At 65.8% G+C, this 22,659-nt stretch carries 18 protein-coding genes; 7 read left to right on the plus strand and 11 right to left on the minus strand.

Annotated features, from left to right (window positions below; genetic code table 11):
- The first annotated feature begins 38 nt into the window (after window positions 1-38).
- Window positions 39-1,247, plus strand: a complete 1,209-nt coding sequence (locus tag ACW6W5_RS03325; RefSeq protein WP_121042146.1) for an acetyl-CoA C-acyltransferase — start codon at window positions 39-41, stop codon at window positions 1,245-1,247.
- A 289-nt stretch (window positions 1,248-1,536) separates the two neighbouring features.
- Here the strand turns inward: ACW6W5_RS03325 and galU are convergent, their stop codons facing one another.
- From galU to cmk, 8 genes are all read right to left on the minus strand, one after another.
- The gene (gene galU, locus ACW6W5_RS03330; RefSeq protein ID WP_121042144.1) at window positions 1,537-2,418 is read right to left on the minus strand and encodes a UTP--glucose-1-phosphate uridylyltransferase GalU; all 882 of its coding nucleotides are present in this window, start codon (window positions 2,416-2,418) and stop codon (window positions 1,537-1,539) included.
- Window positions 2,418-4,325, minus strand: coding sequence for a polysaccharide biosynthesis protein (locus ACW6W5_RS03335; protein WP_193222721.1), 1,908 nt, complete (start codon window positions 4,323-4,325; stop codon window positions 2,418-2,420). The genes galU and ACW6W5_RS03335 overlap by 1 nt, the downstream gene beginning before the upstream one ends.
- 16 nt (window positions 4,326-4,341) lie before the next feature.
- On the minus strand, window positions 4,342-5,316 hold the full coding sequence (locus ACW6W5_RS03340) for an MraY family glycosyltransferase (protein ID WP_152150563.1): 975 nt from the start codon (window positions 5,314-5,316) through the stop codon (window positions 4,342-4,344).
- Window positions 5,317-5,319: 3 nt separating this feature from the next.
- A complete protein-coding gene (gene lapB / locus ACW6W5_RS03345; protein WP_121042140.1) occupies window positions 5,320-6,498 on the minus strand; it encodes a lipopolysaccharide assembly protein LapB in 1,179 nt (392 codons plus the stop codon).
- Window positions 6,499-6,504: 6 nt separating this feature from the next.
- Window positions 6,505-6,789, minus strand: coding sequence for a LapA family protein (locus ACW6W5_RS03350; RefSeq protein ID WP_121042138.1), 285 nt, complete (start codon window positions 6,787-6,789; stop codon window positions 6,505-6,507).
- 102 nt (window positions 6,790-6,891) lie between these two features.
- Window positions 6,892-7,197: an integration host factor subunit beta gene (locus ACW6W5_RS03355; protein WP_019183098.1), complete on the minus strand. Its 306-nt coding sequence runs from the start codon at window positions 7,195-7,197 to the stop codon at window positions 6,892-6,894.
- A gap of 87 nt (window positions 7,198-7,284) precedes the next feature.
- Complete coding sequence (gene rpsA / locus ACW6W5_RS03360) at window positions 7,285-8,970, minus strand: 30S ribosomal protein S1 (RefSeq protein WP_121042136.1); 1,686 nt, start codon at window positions 8,968-8,970, stop codon at window positions 7,285-7,287.
- Window positions 8,971-9,164: 194 nt separating this feature from the next.
- Entirely contained in the window at window positions 9,165-9,845 is a 681-nt protein-coding gene (gene cmk, locus ACW6W5_RS03365; RefSeq protein ID WP_046273768.1) for a (d)CMP kinase, read from the minus strand.
- Window positions 9,846-10,039: 194 nt separating this feature from the next.
- On the opposite strand from cmk, the gene ykgO reads away from it, so the two are divergent.
- The 6 genes from ykgO (at window position 10,040) to ACW6W5_RS03395 (ending at window position 14,747) form a co-directional block, all read left to right on the plus strand.
- Complete coding sequence (gene ykgO / locus ACW6W5_RS03370) at window positions 10,040-10,165, plus strand: type B 50S ribosomal protein L36 (protein ID WP_057628212.1); 126 nt, start codon at window positions 10,040-10,042, stop codon at window positions 10,163-10,165.
- A 167-nt stretch (window positions 10,166-10,332) separates the two neighbouring features.
- A complete protein-coding gene (locus tag ACW6W5_RS03375; RefSeq protein ID WP_152150561.1) occupies window positions 10,333-10,659 on the plus strand; it encodes a hypothetical protein in 327 nt (108 codons plus the stop codon).
- 46 nt (window positions 10,660-10,705) lie between these two features.
- Window positions 10,706-11,740: an agmatine deiminase family protein gene (locus tag ACW6W5_RS03380; protein WP_152150559.1), complete on the plus strand. Its 1,035-nt coding sequence runs from the start codon at window positions 10,706-10,708 to the stop codon at window positions 11,738-11,740.
- Window positions 11,741-12,084: 344 nt separating this feature from the next.
- Entirely contained in the window at window positions 12,085-12,972 is an 888-nt protein-coding gene (locus ACW6W5_RS03385) for a carbon-nitrogen hydrolase (protein WP_152151648.1), read from the plus strand.
- Between the two features lie 19 nt (window positions 12,973-12,991).
- Window positions 12,992-13,522 (plus strand): GNAT family N-acetyltransferase, encoded by a 531-nt coding sequence (locus ACW6W5_RS03390; protein ID WP_121042128.1) that lies wholly within the window; start codon window positions 12,992-12,994, stop codon window positions 13,520-13,522.
- Window positions 13,515-14,747 carry a TraB/GumN family protein gene (locus ACW6W5_RS03395; protein ID WP_428999458.1) on the plus strand — a complete coding sequence of 411 codons (1,233 nt, stop codon included), beginning with the start codon at window positions 13,515-13,517 and terminating at the stop codon, window positions 14,745-14,747. Before ACW6W5_RS03390 ends, ACW6W5_RS03395 begins: the two co-directional genes overlap by 8 nt.
- A 138-nt stretch (window positions 14,748-14,885) precedes the next feature.
- Here the strand turns inward: ACW6W5_RS03395 and ACW6W5_RS03400 are convergent, their stop codons facing one another.
- From ACW6W5_RS03400 to ACW6W5_RS03410, 3 genes are read right to left on the minus strand one after another with little or no spacing between them, the layout of a single operon-like run.
- Window positions 14,886-17,984: an efflux RND transporter permease subunit gene (locus ACW6W5_RS03400; RefSeq protein ID WP_152151647.1), complete on the minus strand. Its 3,099-nt coding sequence runs from the start codon at window positions 17,982-17,984 to the stop codon at window positions 14,886-14,888.
- A complete protein-coding gene (locus ACW6W5_RS03405; protein ID WP_152151645.1) occupies window positions 17,981-21,490 on the minus strand; it encodes an efflux RND transporter permease subunit in 3,510 nt (1,169 codons plus the stop codon). Before ACW6W5_RS03405 ends, ACW6W5_RS03400 begins: the two co-directional genes overlap by 4 nt.
- A complete protein-coding gene (locus ACW6W5_RS03410) occupies window positions 21,487-22,632 on the minus strand; it encodes an efflux RND transporter periplasmic adaptor subunit (protein WP_152151643.1) in 1,146 nt (381 codons plus the stop codon). Before ACW6W5_RS03410 ends, ACW6W5_RS03405 begins: the two co-directional genes overlap by 4 nt.
- Window positions 22,633-22,659 lie beyond the last annotated feature (27 nt).

Consider the following 22,659-nt stretch of genomic DNA (forward strand, 5'->3'; position numbering starts at 1 on the left):
GGCAACTTCTTCCAGACCCCATTCAAGAGATCACTGCAATGACCAAGCAAATCCAGGACGCCTACATCGTCGCCGCCACCCGCACCCCGGTGGGCAAGGCGCCCAAGGGCGTGTTCCGCAATACCCGTCCCGACGACATGCTGGCCCATGTGCTCCGCTCCGTGGTCGCACAGGCGCCGGGCATCGACCTCAACCGCATCGATGACGCAATCATCGGCTGCGCGATGCCGGAAGCCGAGCAGGGCATGAACGTGGCGCGCATCGGCGTGCTGCTGGCCGGCCTGCCGGACACCATTGCCGCGCAGACCGTCAACCGTTTCTGCTCCTCCGGCCTGCAGGCCGTGGCCATGGCCGCCGACCAGATCCGCCTGGGCAATTCGGACCTGATGCTGGCCGGTGGTACCGAGTCGATGTCGATGGTGCCGATGATGGGCAACAAGATCGCGATGGCCCCGAGCGTGTTCGACAACGACCACGTCGCCATCGCCTACGGCATGGGCATCACCGCCGAGAAGGTCGCCGAGGAATGGAAGGTCTCGCGTGAGGAGCAGGACGCCTTCGCCCTCGCCTCGCACCAGAAGGCCATCGCCGCGATCCAGAACGGCGAGTTCAAGGACGAGATCAGCCCGTACGACGTGCGCACCCGCCAGCCGGACCTGGCCGACGGCCGCCGCATCATCACCCGCGACAAGATCGTGGATACCGACGAGGGCCCGCGCCTGGATTCGTCCGCTGAAGGCCTGGCCAAGCTGCGCCCGGTGTTCCGCAACGGCCAGTTCGGGGGCACGGTCACCGCGGGCAACTCCTCGCAGATGAGCGATGGCGCCGGTGCGGTGCTGCTGGCCTCCGAGCAGGCGATCAAGGATTACGGCCTGACCCCGCTGGCCCGCTTCGTCAGCTTCTCCGTCGCCGGTGTGCGCCCGGAAGTGATGGGCATCGGCCCGATCGCTGCGATCCCGAAGGCGCTCAAGCAGGCTGGCCTGACCCAGGACCAGCTGGACTGGATCGAGCTCAACGAAGCCTTTGCGGCGCAGTCGCTCGCGGTCATCCGTGACTGCGGCCTGGACCCGTCCAAGGTCAATCCGCTGGGCGGCGCGATCGCCCTGGGCCACCCGCTGGGTGCGACCGGCGCGATCCGCACCGCCACCCTGCTGCACGGCCTGCGCCGTCGTCAGCAGAAGTACGGCATGGTGACCATGTGCATCGGCACCGGCATGGGCGCGGCGGGCATCTTCGAATCGCTGTAAGGCATTGATCGGTGCCGGCCGACGGGTCGGCACCGGTGCAGTGGGTGTCACTGGCGCATCCGGTGGCTCAAATGCGAGGGGTAGACACCGACCGTTGGTCGGTGCGCAGTCGGAAACGAAAAGGGCAGCCTCGCGGCTGCCCTTTTCTGTTCTGTCGGGAGCCGGCCAGCGGCCGGCACTACCCTCGCTGCTTGATGAGCCGGCCAGCGGCCGGCACTACCCTCGCTGCTTGAGGAGCCGGCCAGCGGCCGGCACTACCACCGCTGCATCGCGCGGCGGCCGCTCGTCCTCAGCCTTCGGCCAGCATCTTCTGCAGCACTTCGCGCGCCGGGCCGGCCAGCTTCTCGTTGTCGAGCGCGAAGCGGATCGTGGCTTCGACCAGGCCCAGATGGGTGCCGCAGTCGAAACGGCGGCCCTCAAAGCGGAACGCGTCGACACGCTCACTCTTGAGCAGCTCGGCGATCGCATCGGTCAGCTGGATCTCGCCGCCTGCACCGGTCCCGGTCGCTTCAAGCAGCTCGAAGATCTTCGGGCTGAGCACGTAACGGCCGACCACGGCCAGGTCGCTGGGGGCGTCTTCGGGCTTGGGCTTTTCGACGATCGCGTTGATCTTGCCCTGGCGGCCATCGAAGGCCTCGGTGGCCACGATGCCGTAGCTGCCGGTCTTGTCATGCGGCACGTCTTCAACCGCGATGATGCTGGCGCCGGTGGCTTCATTGGCATCGGCCATCTGCTTGAGGGCACCGTTGCCGCGGTTCCAGATCAGATCGTCCGGCAGCAGCACGGCGAACGGCTCGTCACCGACAATCGCCTTGGCGCACAGCACCGCATGGCCCAGGCCCAGCGCTTCCGCCTGCGTCACGAACACCGCGCGAACGCCGTTGGGCAGCACGTGACGGACCAGTTCGAGCTGTTCCTTCTTGCCGGCGCGCTCGAGCTTCTGCTCCAGCTCGTAGGCTTTGTCGAAGTAATCCGCGACCGCATGCTTGTAGCGGTTGGTGATGAAGATCAAGGTGTCACAGCCGGCCTCGATCGCCTCATCAACGGCGTACTGGATCAACGGCCGATCAATGATCGGCAGCATTTCCTTCGGAACGGTCTTGGTGGCCGGAAGGAATCGCGTTCCCAACCCTGCGACAGGAAATACCGCCTTGCGAATACGCTTGCTCATCAGAACCTGTTGGCCTCACGCGCGGGAAAGGCCAGAACTTTAGCAGAGCTGACGTGATCATCCTGTTGCAGCGGCGAGAACTCCGGCATGGTCGAGAACAGAATGCTGTTGATCGCATCAGTGTCGTAGGTGGCGATCGCCTCGCGCAGTTTCGGCACGTTGGCCAATACTTGTTTGCGCGCGAACGTGCGTACGCCGGCTTCGAGAATCTTCGGGTGTGCGGTAGGACGATAATCTTCGTCCGAATAGAAGAGCGTCTCGTGCAGTTTCTCGCCCGGGCGCAGGCCCGTATAGACGATGGCGATGTCCTTGTACGGCTGTTTGCCGGCCAGGCGGATCATCTGCTCGGCAAGCACCCGGATCGGCACCGGCTCGCCCATGTCCAGCGTGTAGATCGCCCCATGCGAGGCCGACGCGGCCGCCTGCAGGATCAGCTGGCAGGCCTCGGGAATCGTCATGAAGTAGCGGGTGACTTCCGGGTCGGTCACGGTGACCGGGCCGCCTTTGAGGATCTGCTCGCGGAACACCGGCACCACGCTGCCAGCCGAGGCCAGCACGTTGCCGAAGCGCACGGTCACGAAACGGGTGTGGCTGGTCTTCTGGTCCAGGCTCTGGCAGATCATCTCCGCGTAGCGCTTGCTGGCGCCCAGCGCGTTGACCGGATCGACCGCCTTGTCGGTGGAGATGAAAACGAAATGCTCGATCCGCGCTTCGACGCAGGCGCGGGCCACCGTTTCGGTGGACAGAATGTTGTTGCGCACCGCTTCGCGCAGCTGGCGCTCCAGTACCGGCACCTGCTTGTAGGCGGCGGCGTGGAACACCGAGTCCACCCGCGACAGCGACAGCGCATGGCGGATCACTGCGGGGTCCCCGCAGTCACCCAGCACCGCCTCCACGACCAGATCCGGGAAGCTGCGCTGCAGCTCGGCCTCGATGGTCAGCAGCAGCAGCTCGCTCATTTCGACCAGGACAATCCGCCCTGCCCCATGGCGGGCACACTGGCGGCACAGTTCAGAGCCGATCGAACCACCTGCGCCCGTGACCAGCACGGTGCGGCCACCCAGCCAGCCGCGGATCAGCGCCCAATCCGGCAGGATGGGCTTGCGGCCGAGCAGATCCTCGATCGCCACTTCCTTGAGCTCACCCGGCAACGAGTGACCCAACAGAATGTCGTTGAGCTTGGGCACCATGCGGAACGGAATGCCGGTGCTCTCGCAGATGGCCACCACCCGCTGCATGCCGACGGCATCCAGCGACGGGATGGCGATCACCAGCAGCTTGGCGGCGGTCTCGCGGACCACGGCGGGCGCGTCTTCCAGCGTGCCGAGGATCGGCAGGCCCTGCAGCTTGGCGCCCTGCAGATGCGGGGCATCGTCAAGCAGGCCGACCGGCTCGAAATCGCCGGAGCGGCGCAGGTCACGCACCAGGGCTTCCGCTGCCTGGCCGGCACCGAGGATCAGCACACGGCGGGCGGTGACGTCCGACTGCAGCGCCTGGTAGTCCTTCCACGCGCGATACAGCAGACGCGGGGCGCCCAGCAGCGCCGACAGTGCGAAGGGATAGATGACCAGCACCGACATCGGCACGCCTTCGAAGCGCTTGTACGCCAAGGCCACCACGATGGCGAGCAGGCCGATGAAGCTGGCTTTGAAGATGTTGAGCAGATCGGCGACGCTGGCAAAGCGCCAGAGGCCGCGATACAGGCCGACCCGCCAGAACACCACGGCCTGGATGACCAGCACCAGCGAGGTATCGATGTTCCAGAGCGGCAACGCCGGCGCATCGGCCAGCATCGAGTAGCGTCCCGCATGCAGCAGCTGCCAGCACGCCCAGACCATGAAGAGATCGTGGGCGACGATGGCGGCACGGGGCACCAAGCCGGTAAATCGGTCCTGCCAAGGCGTCATAAACAACGTAGTCCTTCTAGTTGCGCATTCCCTTGCGCAGGAGCAGCCAAAGGCCGGTCGCGAGGATCAACCACGCGATGGCCACGGCAGCCTCCCACCTCGGCTGCAGATTCGTGCATGCATTAAACACTGCCGCACTGAATATTCCAAAAACAAGATACATCCCGGTGACGAAAGTGTGGCTTGCACCACTTTTCACCGCGCGCTGATAGAGATGCTGCGTGTGGGGTTCCATCCAGCGCTGTCCGGACAGGATGCGCGAAAGCAATGTGAAGCCTGCGTCCACAAGAAAGGCCGAAAGCGGCACCAGCAACAGCAACCAGTGGATATCGGTACGCACGCTGACCAGGCAGACCAGGGCCGCGATCGCATAGCCCAGCGCCCCGCTGCCGACGTCCCCCATGAAGATGCGCGCCTTCGGGTAGTTGAACGGCAGGAAGCCCAGACAGGCCAGCCCCAACACCACGCCGGCCAGCCCGTAAGGCGGCGGCAGGACCAGGGCGAAGGCGAGACCGGCCAGGATGGCCTGCGTGGTCGCGATGCCGTTGATCCCATCCATGAAGTTCCAGATGTTGATCAATGAGGTGGCAAACAACAGCGCCAGCAGCGCCTGCCAAGGGTTGCCACTGGCATGCCAGACCAACCCCGCCAGAAGCGCGGCGGCGATGGCATGGACCAACAGGCGACGAACCGCCGGCAGGGGCCCGTGGTCGTCCCACCAACCAATCCCCGCGACCAGCACCAGCCCCAGTGCGAATACTGCCAGGGTGAGGCCGGCCTTGGGCCAGATCACCACAGCGACCGCGCAGGCCAGCAGCAGGGTCAGCACGATCGCGATGCCGCCGCCGCGTGGCGTCGCCACCCCGTGGCTGCGGCGCTCGCCGGGCTCATCCAATAGATTGCGGCGCAGCGCATAGGCGCGTGCGCCCCAGGTCAGGCCCGCCGATACCGCCAGCACCGCCAGCAGCCCCGCCATCCAGGCGACCATCATGGTTCAGAGCACCGCGTAGTTGAGCAGCGGCTTGACGGTGCCCCATTCCTTGCAGCTCGGGCACTGCCAGTGATGCGTGCGCGCGCCGAAGCCACAGCGGGTGCAGCGGTACGCCGGATTGCGCACCAGCAACTGGTCGGTGATGTGCTTGAGGTCGTGCAGCGTCGCGGTGGAATCGGCGCCCTCGGCCAGGGTCAGGTCGATCAGGGCCGACTCGCCACGCACGGAAGGACGATCCTTGAGCTGGCGGCCGAGGTAGGCGCGCGCCGGAGCCACACCCTCCTGCTCCTCCATCAGCTGGGTCAGCGCCAGCACCGGGGCGATGCCGCGGTAATGTTCGGTCATCTCAGAGAGAAACGCGCGCGCGCCACCGAGGTCGCCGACCTTGCGGTAGTTCTGCATCAGCGCCTGCAGCACTTCCGGCAGGTACTCCGGATCATTGCGGGCGGCACGTTCGAAGGCACGCACGGCGGCTTCGGCATTGCCGGCGTCGTTCTCCAGGCGCCCTTCAATGATGCCGGCACGCACCGACATCGCATCGGCCTGGTAGGCGCGCGCGATGGCCGCGCGGGCCTCTTCGATCTTCCCGGCGCCACGGTAACGCTCGGCCAGCTCGCATTCGAACTGCCCGATCAGCTTGCCCATCGGCTCGCCGGTGACCTCTTCGAAGCGGCTGGCGTTGTCGATCGCCTTTTCCCAGTCGCGCTCGGCCTGGTAGATGCCGATCAGGTGCTTGAGCGCCTGCGGTGCGCGCTGGTCGATCTGGGCGAGCTCGGTGAACACGGTTTCGGCGCGATCAAGCAGGCCGGACTTCATGTAGTCCTCGCCCAGCGCCAGCAGCGCCTGGACACGCTGCTGATCGCTCAGGTCCGCGCGGTTGACCAGGCCCTGGTGCAGGCGGATCGCACGATCAACCTCACCGCGGCGGCGGAACAGATGGCCCAGCGCGACCTGGGTCTCGAAGGTTTCCTTGTCCAGCTCGGCGATGTGCAGGAACAGCTCGATCGCCTTGTCCGGCTGCTCGTTGAGCAGATAGTTCAGGCCGCGGAAGTACGTGCTGGACAGATGGCTGACCTGGTTGTCGCCATGGCGTTGACCGCCGCGACGCCCGATCACCCAGCCCGACAACGCGGCCAGGGGCAGGAACAGGAAGAACCAGAACCACTCGGAGACAAATTCCATCGGCGCTCAGCGTCCGTCGAATGTAGAAGAAGAAGGGGGTGCCACGACCACGGCAGGCGCGGCTTTCTGCGCGCGGCGCAGTTTGGCGTACAACGGGATCACCACGCTGGCGAGCACCAGGCCGCCGCCGATGAGCGCACCGGACAACAAGGCGATGATGATCGCCACGCCGGTGGTGGAATTGATCTGGGTAAAGCCCAGGCTGATGATGATCGGCTGCGAGTTGAGGGCGCCGATGATGAGACCCACGACCAGAACCGCCAGCAGGATCAGCAGACGTACGATGTTCATGCAGCAGCTCCAGTTCCGTAGGGCTCAAGAGTAGCGGACTAACACTCCGCTCTACCAGCCGACTCCGTGGAAATCACGCATCCGCCCCTTGGCGGATGACACTCAGGCAGGATCGCTTTCCAGCGGTACCACGGCGCTGACGCGCTCGCGCAGTTCCTTGCCCGGCTTGAAGTGCGGGACATGCTTGCCCGGCAACGCGACCGATTCCCCGGTCTTGGGATTGCGCCCCAGCCGTGCCGGCCGGTAGTGCAACGAAAAACTGCCGAACCCGCGGATCTCGATGCGATCCCCGCCGGCCAGCGCCCCACCCATCATTTCCAGCAACGACTTCACGGCCAGATCGACATCGTCCGACTTCAAATGCGCCTGTCGGCGCGCCAGGATTTCGATCAGCTCGGATTTGGTCATTACGGGCTCTTGGGGAGGAACTCAGACCCTGAAACGGCCCGGACTGATGTCCGGGCCGCCCAGGAAACTACGACAGCGACAGACCGATTACTCGGACTTGTTGCCGTTCAGCTGTGCACGCAGCAGCGCGCCGAGCTGGGTGGTGCCGCTCGAGGCCGAAGAGGACTGGTATTCCTCCAGCACTTCGCGCATTTCCGCGTCGTCCTTGGCCTTGATCGACAGCTGCAGGGTACGACCCTTGCGATCCATGCCCACGAACTTGGCTTCCACCTTGTCGCCGACCTTCAGGAACTGGGTCGCGTCGTCCACGCGCTCGTTCGCAACGTCGCGAGCGGCCACGTAGCCTTCGATGCCGTCAGCCAGTTCGATGGTAGCGCCCTTGGCGTCCACTTCCTTGACCACGCCTTCGACCTTGGAACCCTTCGGGTTGGCCGCCATGTACTGACCGAACGGATCCTGCTCCAGCTGCTTGACGCCCAGGCTGATGCGCTCGCGCTCCGGATCGACGGCCAGGACGACTGCGTCCAGGTTGTCGCCCTTCTTGTAGTTGCGGACCACGTCTTCGCCGGTGGTGTTCCAGCTGATGTCGGACAGGTGCACCAGGCCATCGATACCGCCGTCCAGGCCGATGAAGATGCCGAAGTCGGTGATCGACTTGATCTGGCCCGACACCTTGTCGCCCTTCTTGTGGATGGCAGCGAAGGTTTCCCACGGATTGGCGGCAACCTGCTTCATGCCCAGCGAGATGCGGCGACGCTCCTCGTCGACGTCCAGGACCATGACTTCAACTTCGTCACCGACCTGCACAACCTTGGACGGGTTGACGTTCTTGTTGGTCCAATCCATTTCCGACACGTGCACCAGACCTTCGACGCCCGGCTCGATCTCGACGAATGCGCCGTAATCGGTGACGTTGGAGACCTTGCCGAAGACGCGGCTGTTGGCCGGGTAACGACGGGCGATGTTGTCCCACGGATCCTCGCCCAGCTGCTTCAGACCCAGCGAAACGCGGTTGCGCTCGCGGTCGAACTTCAGCACGCGCACGTCCAGCTCGTCGCCGACGTTCACGACTTCGGACGGATGGCGCACGCGCTTCCAGGCCATGTCGGTGATGTGCAGCAGGCCGTCGATACCGCCCAGGTCCACGAATGCGCCGTAATCGGTCAGGTTCTTGACGACACCCTTCAGGATCGCGCCTTCCTGCAGCTTGTCCATCAGCTGCTCGCGCTCTTCCGAATGCTCGCTTTCGACGACTGCACGACGGGACACAACGACGTTGTTACGCTTGCGGTCCAGCTTGATGAGCTTGAATTCCAGCTCCTTGCCTTCCAGGTAGGCCGGGTCGCGCACGGGGCGCACATCCACCAGCGAACCGGGCAGGAACGCGCGGACATCCTTGATGTCCACGGTGAAACCACCCTTGACCTTGCCGCTGATGCGGCCGGTGATGGTTTCGTTCTTTTCCAACGCTTCTTCCAGCTCGTCCCACACCATCGCGCGCTTGGCTTTCTCACGCGACAGAACGGTTTCACCGAAGCCGTTCTCGATGGAATCGAGGGCAACCTTGACGACGTCGCCTTCAGCGACATCGATCTCGCCAGCGTCGTTACGGAACTGTTCGATCGGCACGATGCCTTCGGACTTCAGGCCGGCGTTGATCACCACGACATCGCCGCGGACTTCAACAACGACACCGCTGACGATCGAGCCCGGCTTCAGCTTGGCCAGATTGGCCTGACTGGCTTCGAACAGCTCTGCAAATGATTCGGTCATTAGATTTACTCTGTTGGACACATGGGCATTGGCCCCCGAAGGGAACCGCTTACTGCCCGCCTGTTGGTCGACCCCGGTAACGCAGGTCGTGTGTTAAGTAGGAAAACCGCCACGCATCATTGCGGGACGGAGCTTTTGTTGCCTTGCGATGGTGCGACACCGTCGATGGATTGACGGCCCTCCTTTACAACGGATCAGGCACCCGAAACCGGAAGCAGATCCAATACCTTGGCAACGACAGCGTCGATGCCAATACCACTGGTGTCGATGACGACGGCATCGTCTGCCGGCTTCAGGGGCGCCACTGTGCGCTGTGCATCACGGGCGTCGCGGGCCATGATCTCGCGCAGGAGGTCGTCAAAGTTAACCGAAACACCCTTGTCTTTCAACTGCTTATGCCGCCGCTCGGCCCGTTCCTCGGCGCTGGCGGTCAAAAACACCTTGAATGGGGCGTCCGGGAAGATGACCGTGCCCATGTCCCGTCCGTCGGCGACCAGGCCCGGCTCCATCCTGAATGCGCGTTGGCGCTCTTTCAGCGCCGCCCGGACCTCCGGGATGGCGGCAATGGCCGAGGCCAGCGCCCCGGTGGTCTCCAGGCGCAGCTCGTCGGTGGCATCGGTCTCGTTGACCAGCACCCGCAGCCCGCCATCGGCCGATTCCACGAAGCGCACGTGGGTGTCGAAGGTGCAGCGCACCAGCGCCGAGGCGTCGGAGGTATCGATATCAGCCCAACTGGCGGCCACGCCCACCGCCCGGTACAGGGCGCCCGAATCCAGGTAATGCCAGCCCAGGCGGCGTGCGACAATGCGGCTGACAGTGCCTTTGCCGGCCCCGGAAGGACCGTCGATGGTGAGCACGGATGGAAGCTGATTCATGGGTTTCCCGGTAGATGTGACCGCCCATTCTAGCCCCTGCCCGGGGCGGCTTGAGACTTTTTTGGCCCAACCACTTGAAAGGATGGGGAAAAGCCCGGTAGAATGGCGGGCTTGAACGGGCGTCACCTGCCGATTGTCATCTGCATATCGCGGCCGCGCTCCAACCGAATCCAACGTTTACGCCGAGGTATGCAATGAAAGTCCTGTCTTCCCTGAAGTCGGCCAAGACCCGTCACCGCGACTGCAAGGTCGTCCGTCGCCGCGGCAAGATCTTCGTGATCTGCAAGTCGAACCCGCGCTTCAAGGCTCGCCAGCGCTGAGCCGGCCGGCCTCACGGCCGCCATCGGTCCCTCGCCGGACCGGGTGATGAACAAAAAAGCCGCCTCCGGGCGGCTTTTTGCTGCCATTTTTGGTGTAATCGCCGGGTAGCTCACGACCGTTGGCCGTGGGACCTTCCGCATTCTTGACCACTGGGGAGTAGATCGAGATGAAGCGTTACCTGACCACTTTGCCGTTGCTGGCCGTGCTGGCCGTTTCCAATGCCCACGCCGACACCCTGCTGATCGACCGCAGCCGTGAAAAGCCCGCCGTCGCCCTGCCCGTCCGCGGCCAGAGCATGCAGCAGGTCCAGTCCCAGTTCGGCGAGCCGGGCGAGCGCCTGGATCCGCGCGGCGGGCAGAAGCGCCAGTGGCCCACGATCAACCGCTGGGTCTACCCGCAGTTCACCGTGTACTTCGAAAAGCAGAAGGTGATCGACGTGGTCGCCAACCGCGCCGACGCCAACGAGATCGGGCCGAAACCGCCGATCCGCTGACCCCTTTCCCTTTGCCCGCCAGCCGGCGGGCCATCGCACTGAGATCATGAACGACACGCTCCGCTTTCCGGCCGAATGGGAATCCCAGTCCGCCATCCTGATCGCCTGGCCCCACGCCGACACCGACTGGGCCGACCGCCTGGGTGACGTCGAGGACACCTACATCGCGCTCGTCGCGGCCATCACCCGCTTCCAGCCGGTGGTGATCATCGTCGCCGACGACGACCTGGAGGCGTACGCCGATGCGCGCCTGCGTTCGAACCGGATCGACACGGACCGCGTGCGGTTCGTGACCGCTCAGTACGACGACACCTGGCTGCGCGACTCCGGCCCGATCACGCTCAAGCGTGCCGATGGCGGCTTCCGCCTGCTGGACTTCCGCTTCACCGGCTGGGGCGGCAAGTTCGACGCCAGCCTGGATGACCAGCTGGTGGGTGTGCTGCACGCGGCCGGCACCTTCGCAAACGCCGAACTGCAGAGCATTCCGTTCGCGCTGGAAGGCGGCGGCATCGAGACCGACGGCGCCGGCACCCTGCTGACCACCTGGCAGTGCCTGCACGAGCGTCATCCGGACCGCAGCCGCGAATCGCTCAGCGCCGACCTGGCCACCTGGCTGGCCCAGGACCGTGTGCTGTGGCTGGACCATGGCTATCTGGAAGGCGACGACACCGACGCCCACATCGATACCCTGGCCCGCTTCGCCTCGACCGACAGCATCGTCTACCAGGCCTGCGATGACGCCGGCGATTCGCACTACGCCGAACTGCAGGCGATGGGTGCCGAGCTGGCGGCGCTGCGTACCACTGACGGCCAGCCGTACCGGCTGTTCCCGCTGCCGTGGGCGCAGCCGGTGATCGACGAAGGCCGCCGCCTGGCGGCTTCCTACGCGAATTACCTGATCCTCAACGGCGCGGTGCTGATGCCGGCCTACGGCGATGCGGCCGACGAAGCGGCGCGTGCGGTGTTGGTCCAGGCTTATCCGGACCGCGAGATCGTGCCGGTGCCGTGCCGTTCGCTGATCTGGCAGAACGGCAGCCTGCACTGCATCACGATGCAGCTGCCGGCGGGGTTGCTGGCCTGACAGCAAAGCACGCGGCCTGAAGGCTGCGGCGGCTGGGCTGGCGGGTGCGGAGGGGCGGGACGCGCCGTAAACCCATCCCTGGGGGCTCGTGGGCGCCATCCATGGCGCCCTGACGGTCCCGCACCTCCGCCCCCGCCATCCCTTCGACAGTGCACGGGCGGCCAACGGAAGAGCGACAGGTCACGCCGATGCGCCTGGCCAGTGAACTGTTGCCCGGAACATTCTGCGGAGCCGGCCAGCGGCCGGCACTACCGACGCGCGGGTGTTGCCCATTTAGCAGCCAGCACGCTGCGTGCACCCATCCGCGATAAACTGCGTTTTTCCCCTTGCAGGACCGTCTCCGGATGAGCTCACGCCACACCCTTTCCGTCGCCCTGATCCAGGAGCGCAACCACGGCGATGCCGAGGCCAATCTGGCCGTCATCGAAGCGCGCGTGGCTGAAGCGGCCGCGCAGGGTGCCAAGCTGATCCTGCTGCAGGAACTGCACAACGGTGCGTACTTCTGCCAGCACGAGTCGGTGGATGAATTCGATCTGGCCGAGCCGATTCCGGGCCCGAGCACGGAGCGCCTGGGCGCGCTGGCCAGGAAGCACGGCGTGGTGATCGTCGGCTCGCTGTTCGAGCGTCGCGCTGCCGGGCTGTACCACAACACCGCGGTCGTCTTCGAGAAAGACGGCACCCTGCTCGGCAAGTACCGCAAGATGCACATCCCGGATGATCCGGGCTTCTATGAGAAGTTCTACTTCACCCCGGGCGATCTGGGCTTCACCCCGATCGACACCTCGGTGGGTCGCCTCGGCGTGCTCGTGTGCTGGGACCAGTGGTATCCGGAAGCGGCGCGCCTGATGGCGCTGGCCGGCGCGGAGCTGCTGCTCTACCCCACCGCGATCGGCTGGGACCCGGACGACCAGCGCGACGAACAGGGCCGCCAGCGCGATGCGTGGGTGCTCAGTCACCGCGGCCATGCCGTGGCCAACGGCGTGCCGGTGTTGAGCTGCAACCGCGTCGGCCATGAAGCCTCGCCGATGGGTGCCTCGGGCATCCAGTTCTGGGGCAACAGCCACGTGCTGGGCCCGCAGGGCGAGTTCATCGCCGAAGCCGGTGGCGAGCCGACCGTGCTGGTCTGCGATGTGGACCTGCAGCGCAGCGAACACGTCCGCCGGATCTGGCCGTTCCTGCGTGACCGCCGCATCGATGCGTACGGCGATCTGCTCAAGCGCTACATCGACTGACCGACCAGGACACCCCACCGTGACCGTGCACCTGCGCGACGCCACCGATGCCGATATCGCGGCCATCACCGCGATCTATGCGGTGGAAGTGACCGACTTCGTCAACACCTACGAGTACGAGATCCCGGAGGCGGCGGAAATGCGCCGCCGCATGCAGGACATCGTCGGCCGCGGCTTTCCATACATCGTGGCCGAGGTCGATGGCCAGGTGGCCGGCTATGCCTACGCCAATACCTACCGCGGCCGGATCGCCTATCAGTGGACCGTGGAGAACTCGGTCTATGTGGATGCGGCGTTCCAGGGCCGTGGTGTCGGCACCGCACTGATGCAGGGGCTGATCGATGCCTGCGTCGCGCGCGGTTACCGGCAGATGGTGGCCGTGATCGGCGAGCCCACCAACACCGCCTCCATCAAACTGCACGAGCGTTTCGGTTTCCATACCGTCGGCGTTTTCCGCGGCCTCGGCCGCAAGCATGGCCGCTGGCTGGATACCGTCCAGATGCAGCGCGCGCTCGGCGATGGTGCCGACAGTGCCCCTTCGAATGAATGATGCAATGACCGATACCCTGATTGACGCCGGCGACACGTTGTTCGCCGGCCAGCCCGTCCGCATCGTCGAACGCGATGGCGTGCGCTACACCCTGCTGGGCACCGCGCACGTCTCGCAGGCCAGCGTGGAAGCGGTGGAACGTGCGATCGAAAGTGGCCGCTTCGATGCGGTCGCGGTCGAACTGGACGCGCAGCGCCTGCAGGCACTGACCGACCCTGATGCGCTGGCCAAGCTCGACCTGGTCGAGGTGATCCGCAAGGGCCGCGTCGCCCTGTTCGCGGCCAACCTGGCCTTGGCCGCCTACCAGCGCCGCCTGGCCGAACAGCTCGAGATCGAGCCGGGTGCCGAGCTCAAGCGCGCGGTCACCCTGGCCAACGAGCGCAACCTGCCCGTGCATCTGATCGACCGCGAGGTCGGGCTGACCTTCCGGCGTGCCTCGCAGCGCCTGGGCTTCTTCGGCAAGATCAAGCTGGTGATGGGCCTGGGCGCTGGCCTGTTCGCGTCCGAGGAAGTCGGCGAAGACGAGATCGAGAAGCTCAAGCAGGGCGACATGCTCGAAGCCAGCTTCGGCGAGTTCGCCAGCGAGAGCCCTGCCCTGTACGAAACCATCATCGGCGAGCGCGACCGCTACATGGCCACGCGCCTGCGCGAAGTGCATGATCCGGCCCAGCGCGAAGTGCTGGCCGTGGTCGGTGCCGGTCATCTGGCCGGCCTGGCCAAGTACCTGGAAACCGACACCGACGCGCCGGGCCCGCTGCGCGAGTCGTTGGAAGACGTGCCGAAGAAGCGCAACATTCCGTGGATCACGCTGGCGATCCTGGCCATCGTGCTGACCGGTATCGGCGTGGGCTTCTATCGCGGTGGCCTGGGTGTCGGCAGCGAACTGCTGGCGGTCTGGGCGATGTACACCGGCGGCCTGGCCGGCCTGGGCTGCCTGTTGGCCGGCAGCCACCCGCTGAGCATCCTGACCGCGATCGTGGTGGCCCCGTTCAAGCCGTTCCGGCTGAGCATCCCGACCGGAGCGTTCTCGGCCCTGGTGGAAGCGCGCCTGCGCAAGCCGGCCTACGAGGATTTCCTGAAGCTGCGCGACGATGCGCAGAGCGTCAAGGGCTGGTACCGCAACCGGGTGACCCGCGTGGTGCTGACCTTCATGCTGACCAACCTGGGCAGCATGCTCGGGTTGTGGCTGACCGGGTTCCAGGTGTGGGGCAAGGTCGCGGGGTGATTCCCGCGCCCGCTGTGAATCGAAAGGCCACGCAATGCGTGGCCTTTTTTGTGCGCGAATGTGGGAGTCGCGGGTAGTGCATGCGTGGATGCGGTCTGCGAAAAAAAGGAGGCCCGCCCAACGGGCCTCCATGCACCCTCAAACCGATTCTGCGCCCGGTTCGACCACCGGAGCATCCACGCCGCGGCCACGCGCGCGCCGGATGATCCGCGACACCGCGGTGCTCATGTCATCGAGCATCGCGTAGATGGTCGGCAGGAACAGCAGGCTCACCACCGTGGAGAACGCCAGGCCGCCGGCGATGGCGCGGGCCATCGGGTAGTACGGCGGGCCATTGCCGAGCAGCTGGGTGTCGGTCATGGAGATCGGGATCATCGCCAGGATCGCGGTGCCCATCGTCATCATGATCGGGCGCAGGCGCTCGCGTGAGCCTTCCACCAGCGCCTGGGTCCGGCCCATGCCACGGCGGCGCAGGTTGTTGATGTGCTCGATCATCACGATGCCGTTGTTCACCACCACCCCCATCAACACCAGGATGCCGATGAAGGACATGATCCCGAAGGAGGTGCCGGTGATCCAGAACAGCCAGAACACGCCGAAGATCGAGAACAGCACGCCGCTCATGATCGCCGCCGGGAACAGCAGCGACTCGAACACGGCGGCCATCACCACGTAGATCATCACCAGCGCGATCACCAGATTGAACATCATCTGCGACATCGCCTGGTCGTCGTCGCCGTAATCCCCCCCGTCGAAGCTGAAGGTGTAGCCGGCCGGGAAGCTCATCGGCTTGAGCGTTTCTTCCATCGCCTTGCGGCCGTCCGGCACCGTCACCTTCTCGGCCAGGTTGGCCTTGATGGTCAGCGTGGTCTGACGGTTGGTGCGGCCGATCTGGGTGGCCGATGGCTTGATTGCCACATCGACCAGGCTCAGCAAGGGCACCGAGCGGCCGTCGCCAGTGCGCACCGTGTAGCTGGCCAGGTCCTCCGGGCTGCTCTGCTCGGCACCGGCGAAGCGCACCCATACCGGCACTTCGCTGTCACCGCGGCGGAACTCGCGCAGCGGCGCGCCACGCAGGGCCAGGCCGACGAAACTGGCGACCTGCTCGGCGTTGAAGCCGAAGGCTGCCGCGCGCTCGCGGTCCACATGGATGGACAACTCGCTGCCCTTTTCGCCGTTGTCGATGCGCACGTCGCGCAGCTCCTTGCGCTGGGCCAGCAGCGGCACCACTTCCTCGCCGATCTCCTGCAGCATCTTGGTCGAGTCGCCGACCAGCTGCACCTGCACCTGGTTGTTGCCGCTTCCGCCATTGCCCTCGCCCGAATTACCGACCACGTAATCGGCACGCGCCGAGCGAGGCAGCCCCTTTCGCAGTGCTTCCTGCACGGCCGGCATGTTCTTGGCGTGCGCGGTGTCGAACGTCACGATCGTGCTGCTGCCTTCCTGCTCGCTGTACCAGGAATACACCTGGGTGATGTGCAGCGCCTGCCGGTTGTCGTCCAGGTAGCGTTCGACGCGCGCCACTTCCTCGGACATCTGCCCGAAGGTATAGGCGCCCTTCCAGTTGTACCCGATGAACACCTCATGGCCCCCCTCGCCACCGAACATGTCGATCTTGGTCAGCTTCATCGGCACCAGACTGATCAGGATCACCATCGCGATGCCGAACACGCTCCAACCGCGGTGCTCCAGGGTCCACTGCAGCAGTGTGGCGTAGCGGCGCTGCAGGCGTGCGATCACGCCGCTGTCCGAATGCACCAGTTTGGGCGTCTGCATGCGCGCGGACAGCATCGGGATCAGACTCACCGCGACCAGCCAGGAGGCCAGCAGCGAGACCGAGATCGTGATGGCGATCTGCGACATGAAGATGCTGATGTTGTTGGTCTCGCCGAACAGGTTCGGCACGAACACGATGCAGTGGCAGAGCGTGCCGGCGCTCAGCGCGATGGCCACGTTGCGGGTGCCGATGATCGAGGCCAGCCGTGGCTGGTCAGGCATGCGCTCGCGTTCCTGGTAGATGCTCTCCACCACCACCACGGCGTTGTCCACCAGCATGCCGACCGCCAGCAGCAGGCCCATCATGGTCAGGATGTTGAGGGTGACGCCGGCGAAATACATGAAGCCCAGCGTGATCACGAAACAAATCGGGATCGCCAGGGTCACCATCAGCGTGGACGGCCAATGGCGCAGGAAGAAGAACAGCACCGTGATCGACAGCAGCAGGCCGACCGCACCCGCCTCGGCCAGCTCCAGCAGCGAAGACGTCACCATCTTGCCCTGGTTGTCGATCACCTTGATCTGCACATCGCGCATCGAGGGCTGCGTGCGGATCGCCTCCACTTCGGCCAGCGCGGCACGCGACACCTCCACCAGGTTGGCGCTGCGCTCCTTGTAGATATCCAGGCCGACGGCCGGGTTGCCGTCCAGGCGCCGCCCGTAGTTCATGCGGGTGGGCTTGAGCCGGATCTCGGCGATGTCGCCCAGGCGCAGGCCCTTGTTGTCGATCACCAGATCGCGCAGTTCCTGCAGGTCGGTGATCTCGCCTACCGGCTGGATGCGTACGCGCTGGCCGTTGTCGTCGATCTGCCCGGCCGAGATCGAGAAGTTCAGGGTGCGCAGTCGGTCGCTGAGCTCGTTGATGCTCAGGTTGTGCGCGGTCAACCGGTCCGGGCTGATCGCGATCTCGACCTCGTTCGGCGGGGCACCGGAGATGTTGACCCGCGCCACGCCCGGGATGCGCTCGATCCGCCGCTTGAACTCGCGGTCGAGCATGTCGTAGGCGCCGGTCAGGTCGGTGGCACTGGCCAGGCGCACCTTCAGCACCGGGTCGTCGCTGCTGGACCACTTGAACACGTTGTAGCGCTGCAGGTCGTCGGGCAGATCGCTGCGGATCGCATCGATGCGCTCGCGGGCGTCCGAAGCCGCGATGGCGATGTCGCGGTCCCAGTCGGTGAACTCGATGAAGATGCTGGCGCCTTCGGAGGTGGCCGAGGAGCGCATGCGCTTGATCCCGGTCATCGTTGCCAGCGCTTCTTCGGTCGGCCGGATGATGTTGCGCTCGACCTCCTCCGGGGTGGAACCGGTATACGGCACCTGCACGAACAGGAACGGCGCGGAGATGTCCGGCAGCGCTTCCAGCGGCAGCCGGAACGAGGCGATCAGGCCCACCACCGCCAACGACACAAAACACATGATCGTGGTGATGGGCCGGCGGATGGAGAACTCGGCAATGCTCATGCCGGCTCCTGTGCGGTGTCATGGCCGGCATCGGCCAGCGGCGTCTTGAGGTGGCGGCCACGCTCGCGGTAGTAGGCGTCGCCACGACGATCCAGCAGGTCGTACACCACCGGGATCACCACCAGGGTCAGCAGGGTGGAGACCAGCAGGCCACCGATCACGGTGATCGCCATCGGCGCACGCACTTCCGCGCCCTCGCCCATCGCCACCGCCAGCGGCAGGAAGCCGAACAGCGTGCACAACGTGGTCATGATGATCGGCCGCAGGCGGGAACGCGCGCCTTCCACCAGTGCCTCGCGCTTGGGCACACCGGCCTCGCGCAGCTGGTTGACCTTGTCGATCAGGATGATCGCGTTCTTGGTTACCAGGCCTACCAGCAGGATCAAGCCGATGAACACCACCACCGAGATCGGCTTGCCGGTCAGCATCAGCGCCAGGATCGCGCCGACCAGCGCCAGCGGGATGGTGAACAGGATGACGAACGGGTGCAGCAGCGACTCGAACTGCGAGGCCATCACCAGATACACCAGGAAGATCGCCAGGCCGAAGGCGAAGATCAGCGAGCGTGCCGAGTCGGCCAGCTCCTCACCCTGGCCGCCGATGTGCATGCCCACACCCGCACCCAGCGGCTGCTTGGCGACCATGTCCTGCACTTCGCGCACGGCGCCGCCCAGGTCGATGTCGCGCAGGTTGGCAGAGACCACCGCCACGCGGGTCTGGTCGGCGCGATGGATCTCGCTGGGGCCGTTGGTGGCGACCACCTCGGCCACCGAATCCAGCGTCACCGGCCGGTTGCTGCCCGGATTGACGATCAGCCGGCGGATGCTGTCCACGCTGGCCCGGTCACCCTCCTGGGCACGCACCAGCACGTCGATCTTGCGGTCGCGGAAGCTGTAGCGCGTGGCCACGTCACCGCGCACCTTCTTGACCACCACATCGGCAATCTGCCGCGTGGTCAGGCCCAAGGCACCGGCGCGCTCCTGGTCGAAGCGGATCTGGATCTCCGGGAAGCCCTCTTCCACCGTGGATTTGACGTCAGCATAGTGCGGGTTGTTGCGCAGCATCGCGGCCAGCGCCTTGCCGGCCGTTTCCAGCGTGGCCATGTCCTGGCCACGCAGTTCCACTTCCAGCGGGGTGGAGAAGCTGAAGAGCGCCGGGCGGGCGAAATCGACCTGCACGCCAGGGTGCTGCTGCATCGATTCACGCAGACGCTCGGTGATCGCCGCTTCGGTGCGCGCGTTGCCGCCGCCGGCCATGACCACGGTCAGCTTGCCGATGTTCTCGCCACTCTCGGTCGGGCTGGCATCCAGGCGGGTGCCGCTGCCACTGACCCCATACAGCGAGGCGATGCTGTCATCCTTGGCATGGGCCAACTGCATCTCGCGGACCAGCGCATCGGTCTGCTTCAGCGGTGTACCGGCCGGCAGCTTGGCGGTCATTTCGAAGCGGTCCTGGGCCAGCTGCGGGATCAGATCCGCACCCAGCATCGGCACCAGCGCCATCGTGCCGACGAAGGCCAGCGCGGCCAGACCGAGCACCTTGCCCGGGTGATGCAGCGCGCCCGGCAGCAGCTTCAAGTAACCGCGCTCGGCACCGGCGTACGGCTTCATCGCCACATCGCTGGCCTTGCGCATCACCGGGCCGACCACGGCCACCAGGCCGCGCCAGACGCGGATCACCGACCAGGCCATCCCGAAGCAGATCCAGCGCACCAGCGTGCCCACGCCACGACGGCTGCCGGCGACCGGCTTCAGCCAGCGGCTGTCCGGCTGCCACGGTTGATGCGTGGGTTCTTCCGGGAAGGCCAGCGGCGGGCGGCCCTTGAGCGAGCTCAGCATCGGGATCAGGGTCATCGAGACCAGCAGCGAGATCGCGATCGCGATCGCCACGGTCAGCGCCTGGTCGCGGAACAGCTGGCCGGCGATACCGTCCACGAACACCAGCGGCAGGAACACCGCAATGGTCGTCAGGGTCGAGGCGACCACGGCCATGCTCACTTCGCGGGTGCCGACGATGGCGGCCTGCAGGATGCTCAGGCCACGCTCGCGCGCCTTGGCGATGCTCTCCAGCACCACGATCGAGTCATCCACCACCAGGCCGGTGGCCAGCGCCAGACCGCCCAGCGACATCACGTTCAAGCTCAGGCCGAGCTGGCCCATGAAGAAGAACGTGGTGATGATCGAGACCGGCAGGGACAGGCTGATCACGAACGTGCTCCAGCCATCGCGCAGGAACAGGAAGATGATCAGGATGGCGAGGATGCCGCCGATCACGGCGTCTTTCTTGACGTCGCTGATGGCGTGTTCGATGAAGCGCGACTGGTCTTCGATCGTGGTCAGCTCGGCATCGCCGGGTACCTGGCCCTTGATCTGCTCCAGACGCGCACGCAGCGCCTCGGCGGTCGAGACCGTGTTGGCATCGCCCTCCTTGTAGATCGCCAGCTCGACCGCTTCCTTGCCGCCCAGACGGATGATCGCTTCGCGTTCCTTGTAGCCCTGGCGCACGGTGGCGACATCCTTCAGCCGCACCGGCACGCCGTTGGCGATGTTGGTGGAGCTGCTGCTGGATGCGCTCTGCGCGGCCGAGGCGGCGGCCACGGCGGCATCCGAGCCGGTCGAGGCGGCGATGGCGAACATCTGCTGCATCGCTGCATCGGCCGCGCTGCCGTTGCTGCTCTGGGTGGTCACCAGCAGGTTGCGGATATCCTCCAGATCGGCGAACTGGTTGACGGTACGCACCAGGTAACGCTGCGAGCCTTCCTCCAGGCGACCGCCGGAGATGTTGATGTTCTCTTCCTTGAGCCGCTTGATGACGGTGTCGATCGGCAGGTTGAGCTGGGCCAGCTTCTGCTGGTCGATGTCGACCTGGATCTCATCCTCCAGACCGCCGCCGACCTTCACCGCCGCCACGCCGGTAACCGGCTCCAGCTTCTTCTTCAGGTCTTCATCGGCGTAGCGGCGCAGCTCGGTGAGCTGGCGCACGGCCTCGGCATCGCTGGATGGATCGGTCTTCGCCGAGATCACCAGGCGCATGATCGGCTCGGTGGACGGATTGAAGCGCAGCAGCACCGGGGACTTCGCCTCCAGCGGCAGGTTCAGCGCTTCCATCTTGTCGCGCACCTCCAGGCTGGCCTGGTCCATGTTGGTGCCCCAGGCGAACTCGAGCACCACATCGCTCTGCCCGGTACGCGAGATCGATTTGAGTTTGCGCAGGTTCTTGACCACGCCGACGGCCTCTTCGACCGGCTCGGTGATCAGCGTTTCGATTTCCGCCGGCGCTGCACCGGTGTATTCGGTGCGCACAGTCAGGGTCGGGTAGCTCAGGTCGGGCAGCAGGTTTACCTTGAGGTTGCCCAGCGCGATGAAGCCGAACAGCATCAGCGTGACGGTGAACATCGCGATGGTGACGCGGCGGCGGGTGGCAAACTCCACCAGGCCGCCGCCGTGGGCACCGGGGCGATCGCCCTGGTGCGGATCGTTGCCGTGGTCGTTGCCGGCCGCTGTCATTGACGGCTCTCCGCCTTGGCCGGTGCCGGCTTGGCAGCGGCGGTGGCGGCCGGCTTGGCGCCGATCACCTGCACCGCGGTGCCGTCACGCAGCGCCACCTTGCCGGCGGTGACCACCTGATCACCGGCGGCCAGGCCTTCGCGGATTTCCACCCACGGGCCTTCGGCGTAGCCGAGCTTGACCGGCACACGCGCCGCCTTGCCCTCGCGCACGCGGAACACCGCCGGTTCACCGTCGTCCAGCAGCGCCAGGCGCGGCACCACCAACGCGTCGGCGCGCTGGTCGTAGTCGATCCGGATGCGGCCGAACATGCCCGGCTGCAGGCCTTCAGCATCTTCGCCGAAGCCGCTGACCACGCGGAACGTACCACTGCCTGCATCGACCACCGGCGAGATGCGGTCCACCGTGCCCGGGAAGGTCTTGCCCGGCAGCGCGTCGGCGATCAGCGTGACCGGCTGGCCCGGGCGCAGCGTGGCCAGCTCGCGCTCGGGCACATTGAGCGTGGCTTCCAGGCGCGAGGTGTCGACGATGCGGAAGATCGGCGTGTTGATCTGCACGAAGTTGCCGGTCTTGATCGAGCGCGAGGCGATCACGCCCGAGATCGGCGCGATCACCGTGGTGTAGGACAGTTCCAGCGTGGCCAGCCGGTACTGCGCGCGGGCGTTGTCGAGGTCGTACTTGATCTGATCGACATCGGCGGCGCTGACCATCTGCTGGCCGACCAGCTTGTGGGCCCGCTGGTAATTGTTCTCCAGCTTGCGCATCTGCGCTTCGCTCTGGGCAACGGCCAGGCGCGCACGGTCCGGATCCAGCCGCACCAGCGGCTGCCCGGCACGTACCTGCTGCCCTTCTTCGACCAGAACGACCAGCGCGACGCCGGAGGTCTTGGCGACCACCTGCGACTCGCCCCGCGGCTCCAGTGCGGCCGTGCCGGTGTAACTGGCGGCGACGGCGCGGCGGCTGGCGGCGACCGCTTCGACCGGTACCGCATCGACCTTCTTTTCGGCCTTGCCGTCCTTTTCAGCAGCGTTGGCTTCGGCGGGGCCGGCGCCACCGCAGCCGCTGAGCAGCAGGGTGGAGGTGATCAGCAGTGCAGCGGCACAGCGTCCGGTGCGGCCGAGCAGGAAAGTGTGTCGCGACATCGTCGTGTCCCTAAGGATGCGTGGGCA

This window comes from Stenotrophomonas sp. IS26 (genome assembly GCF_054188265.1).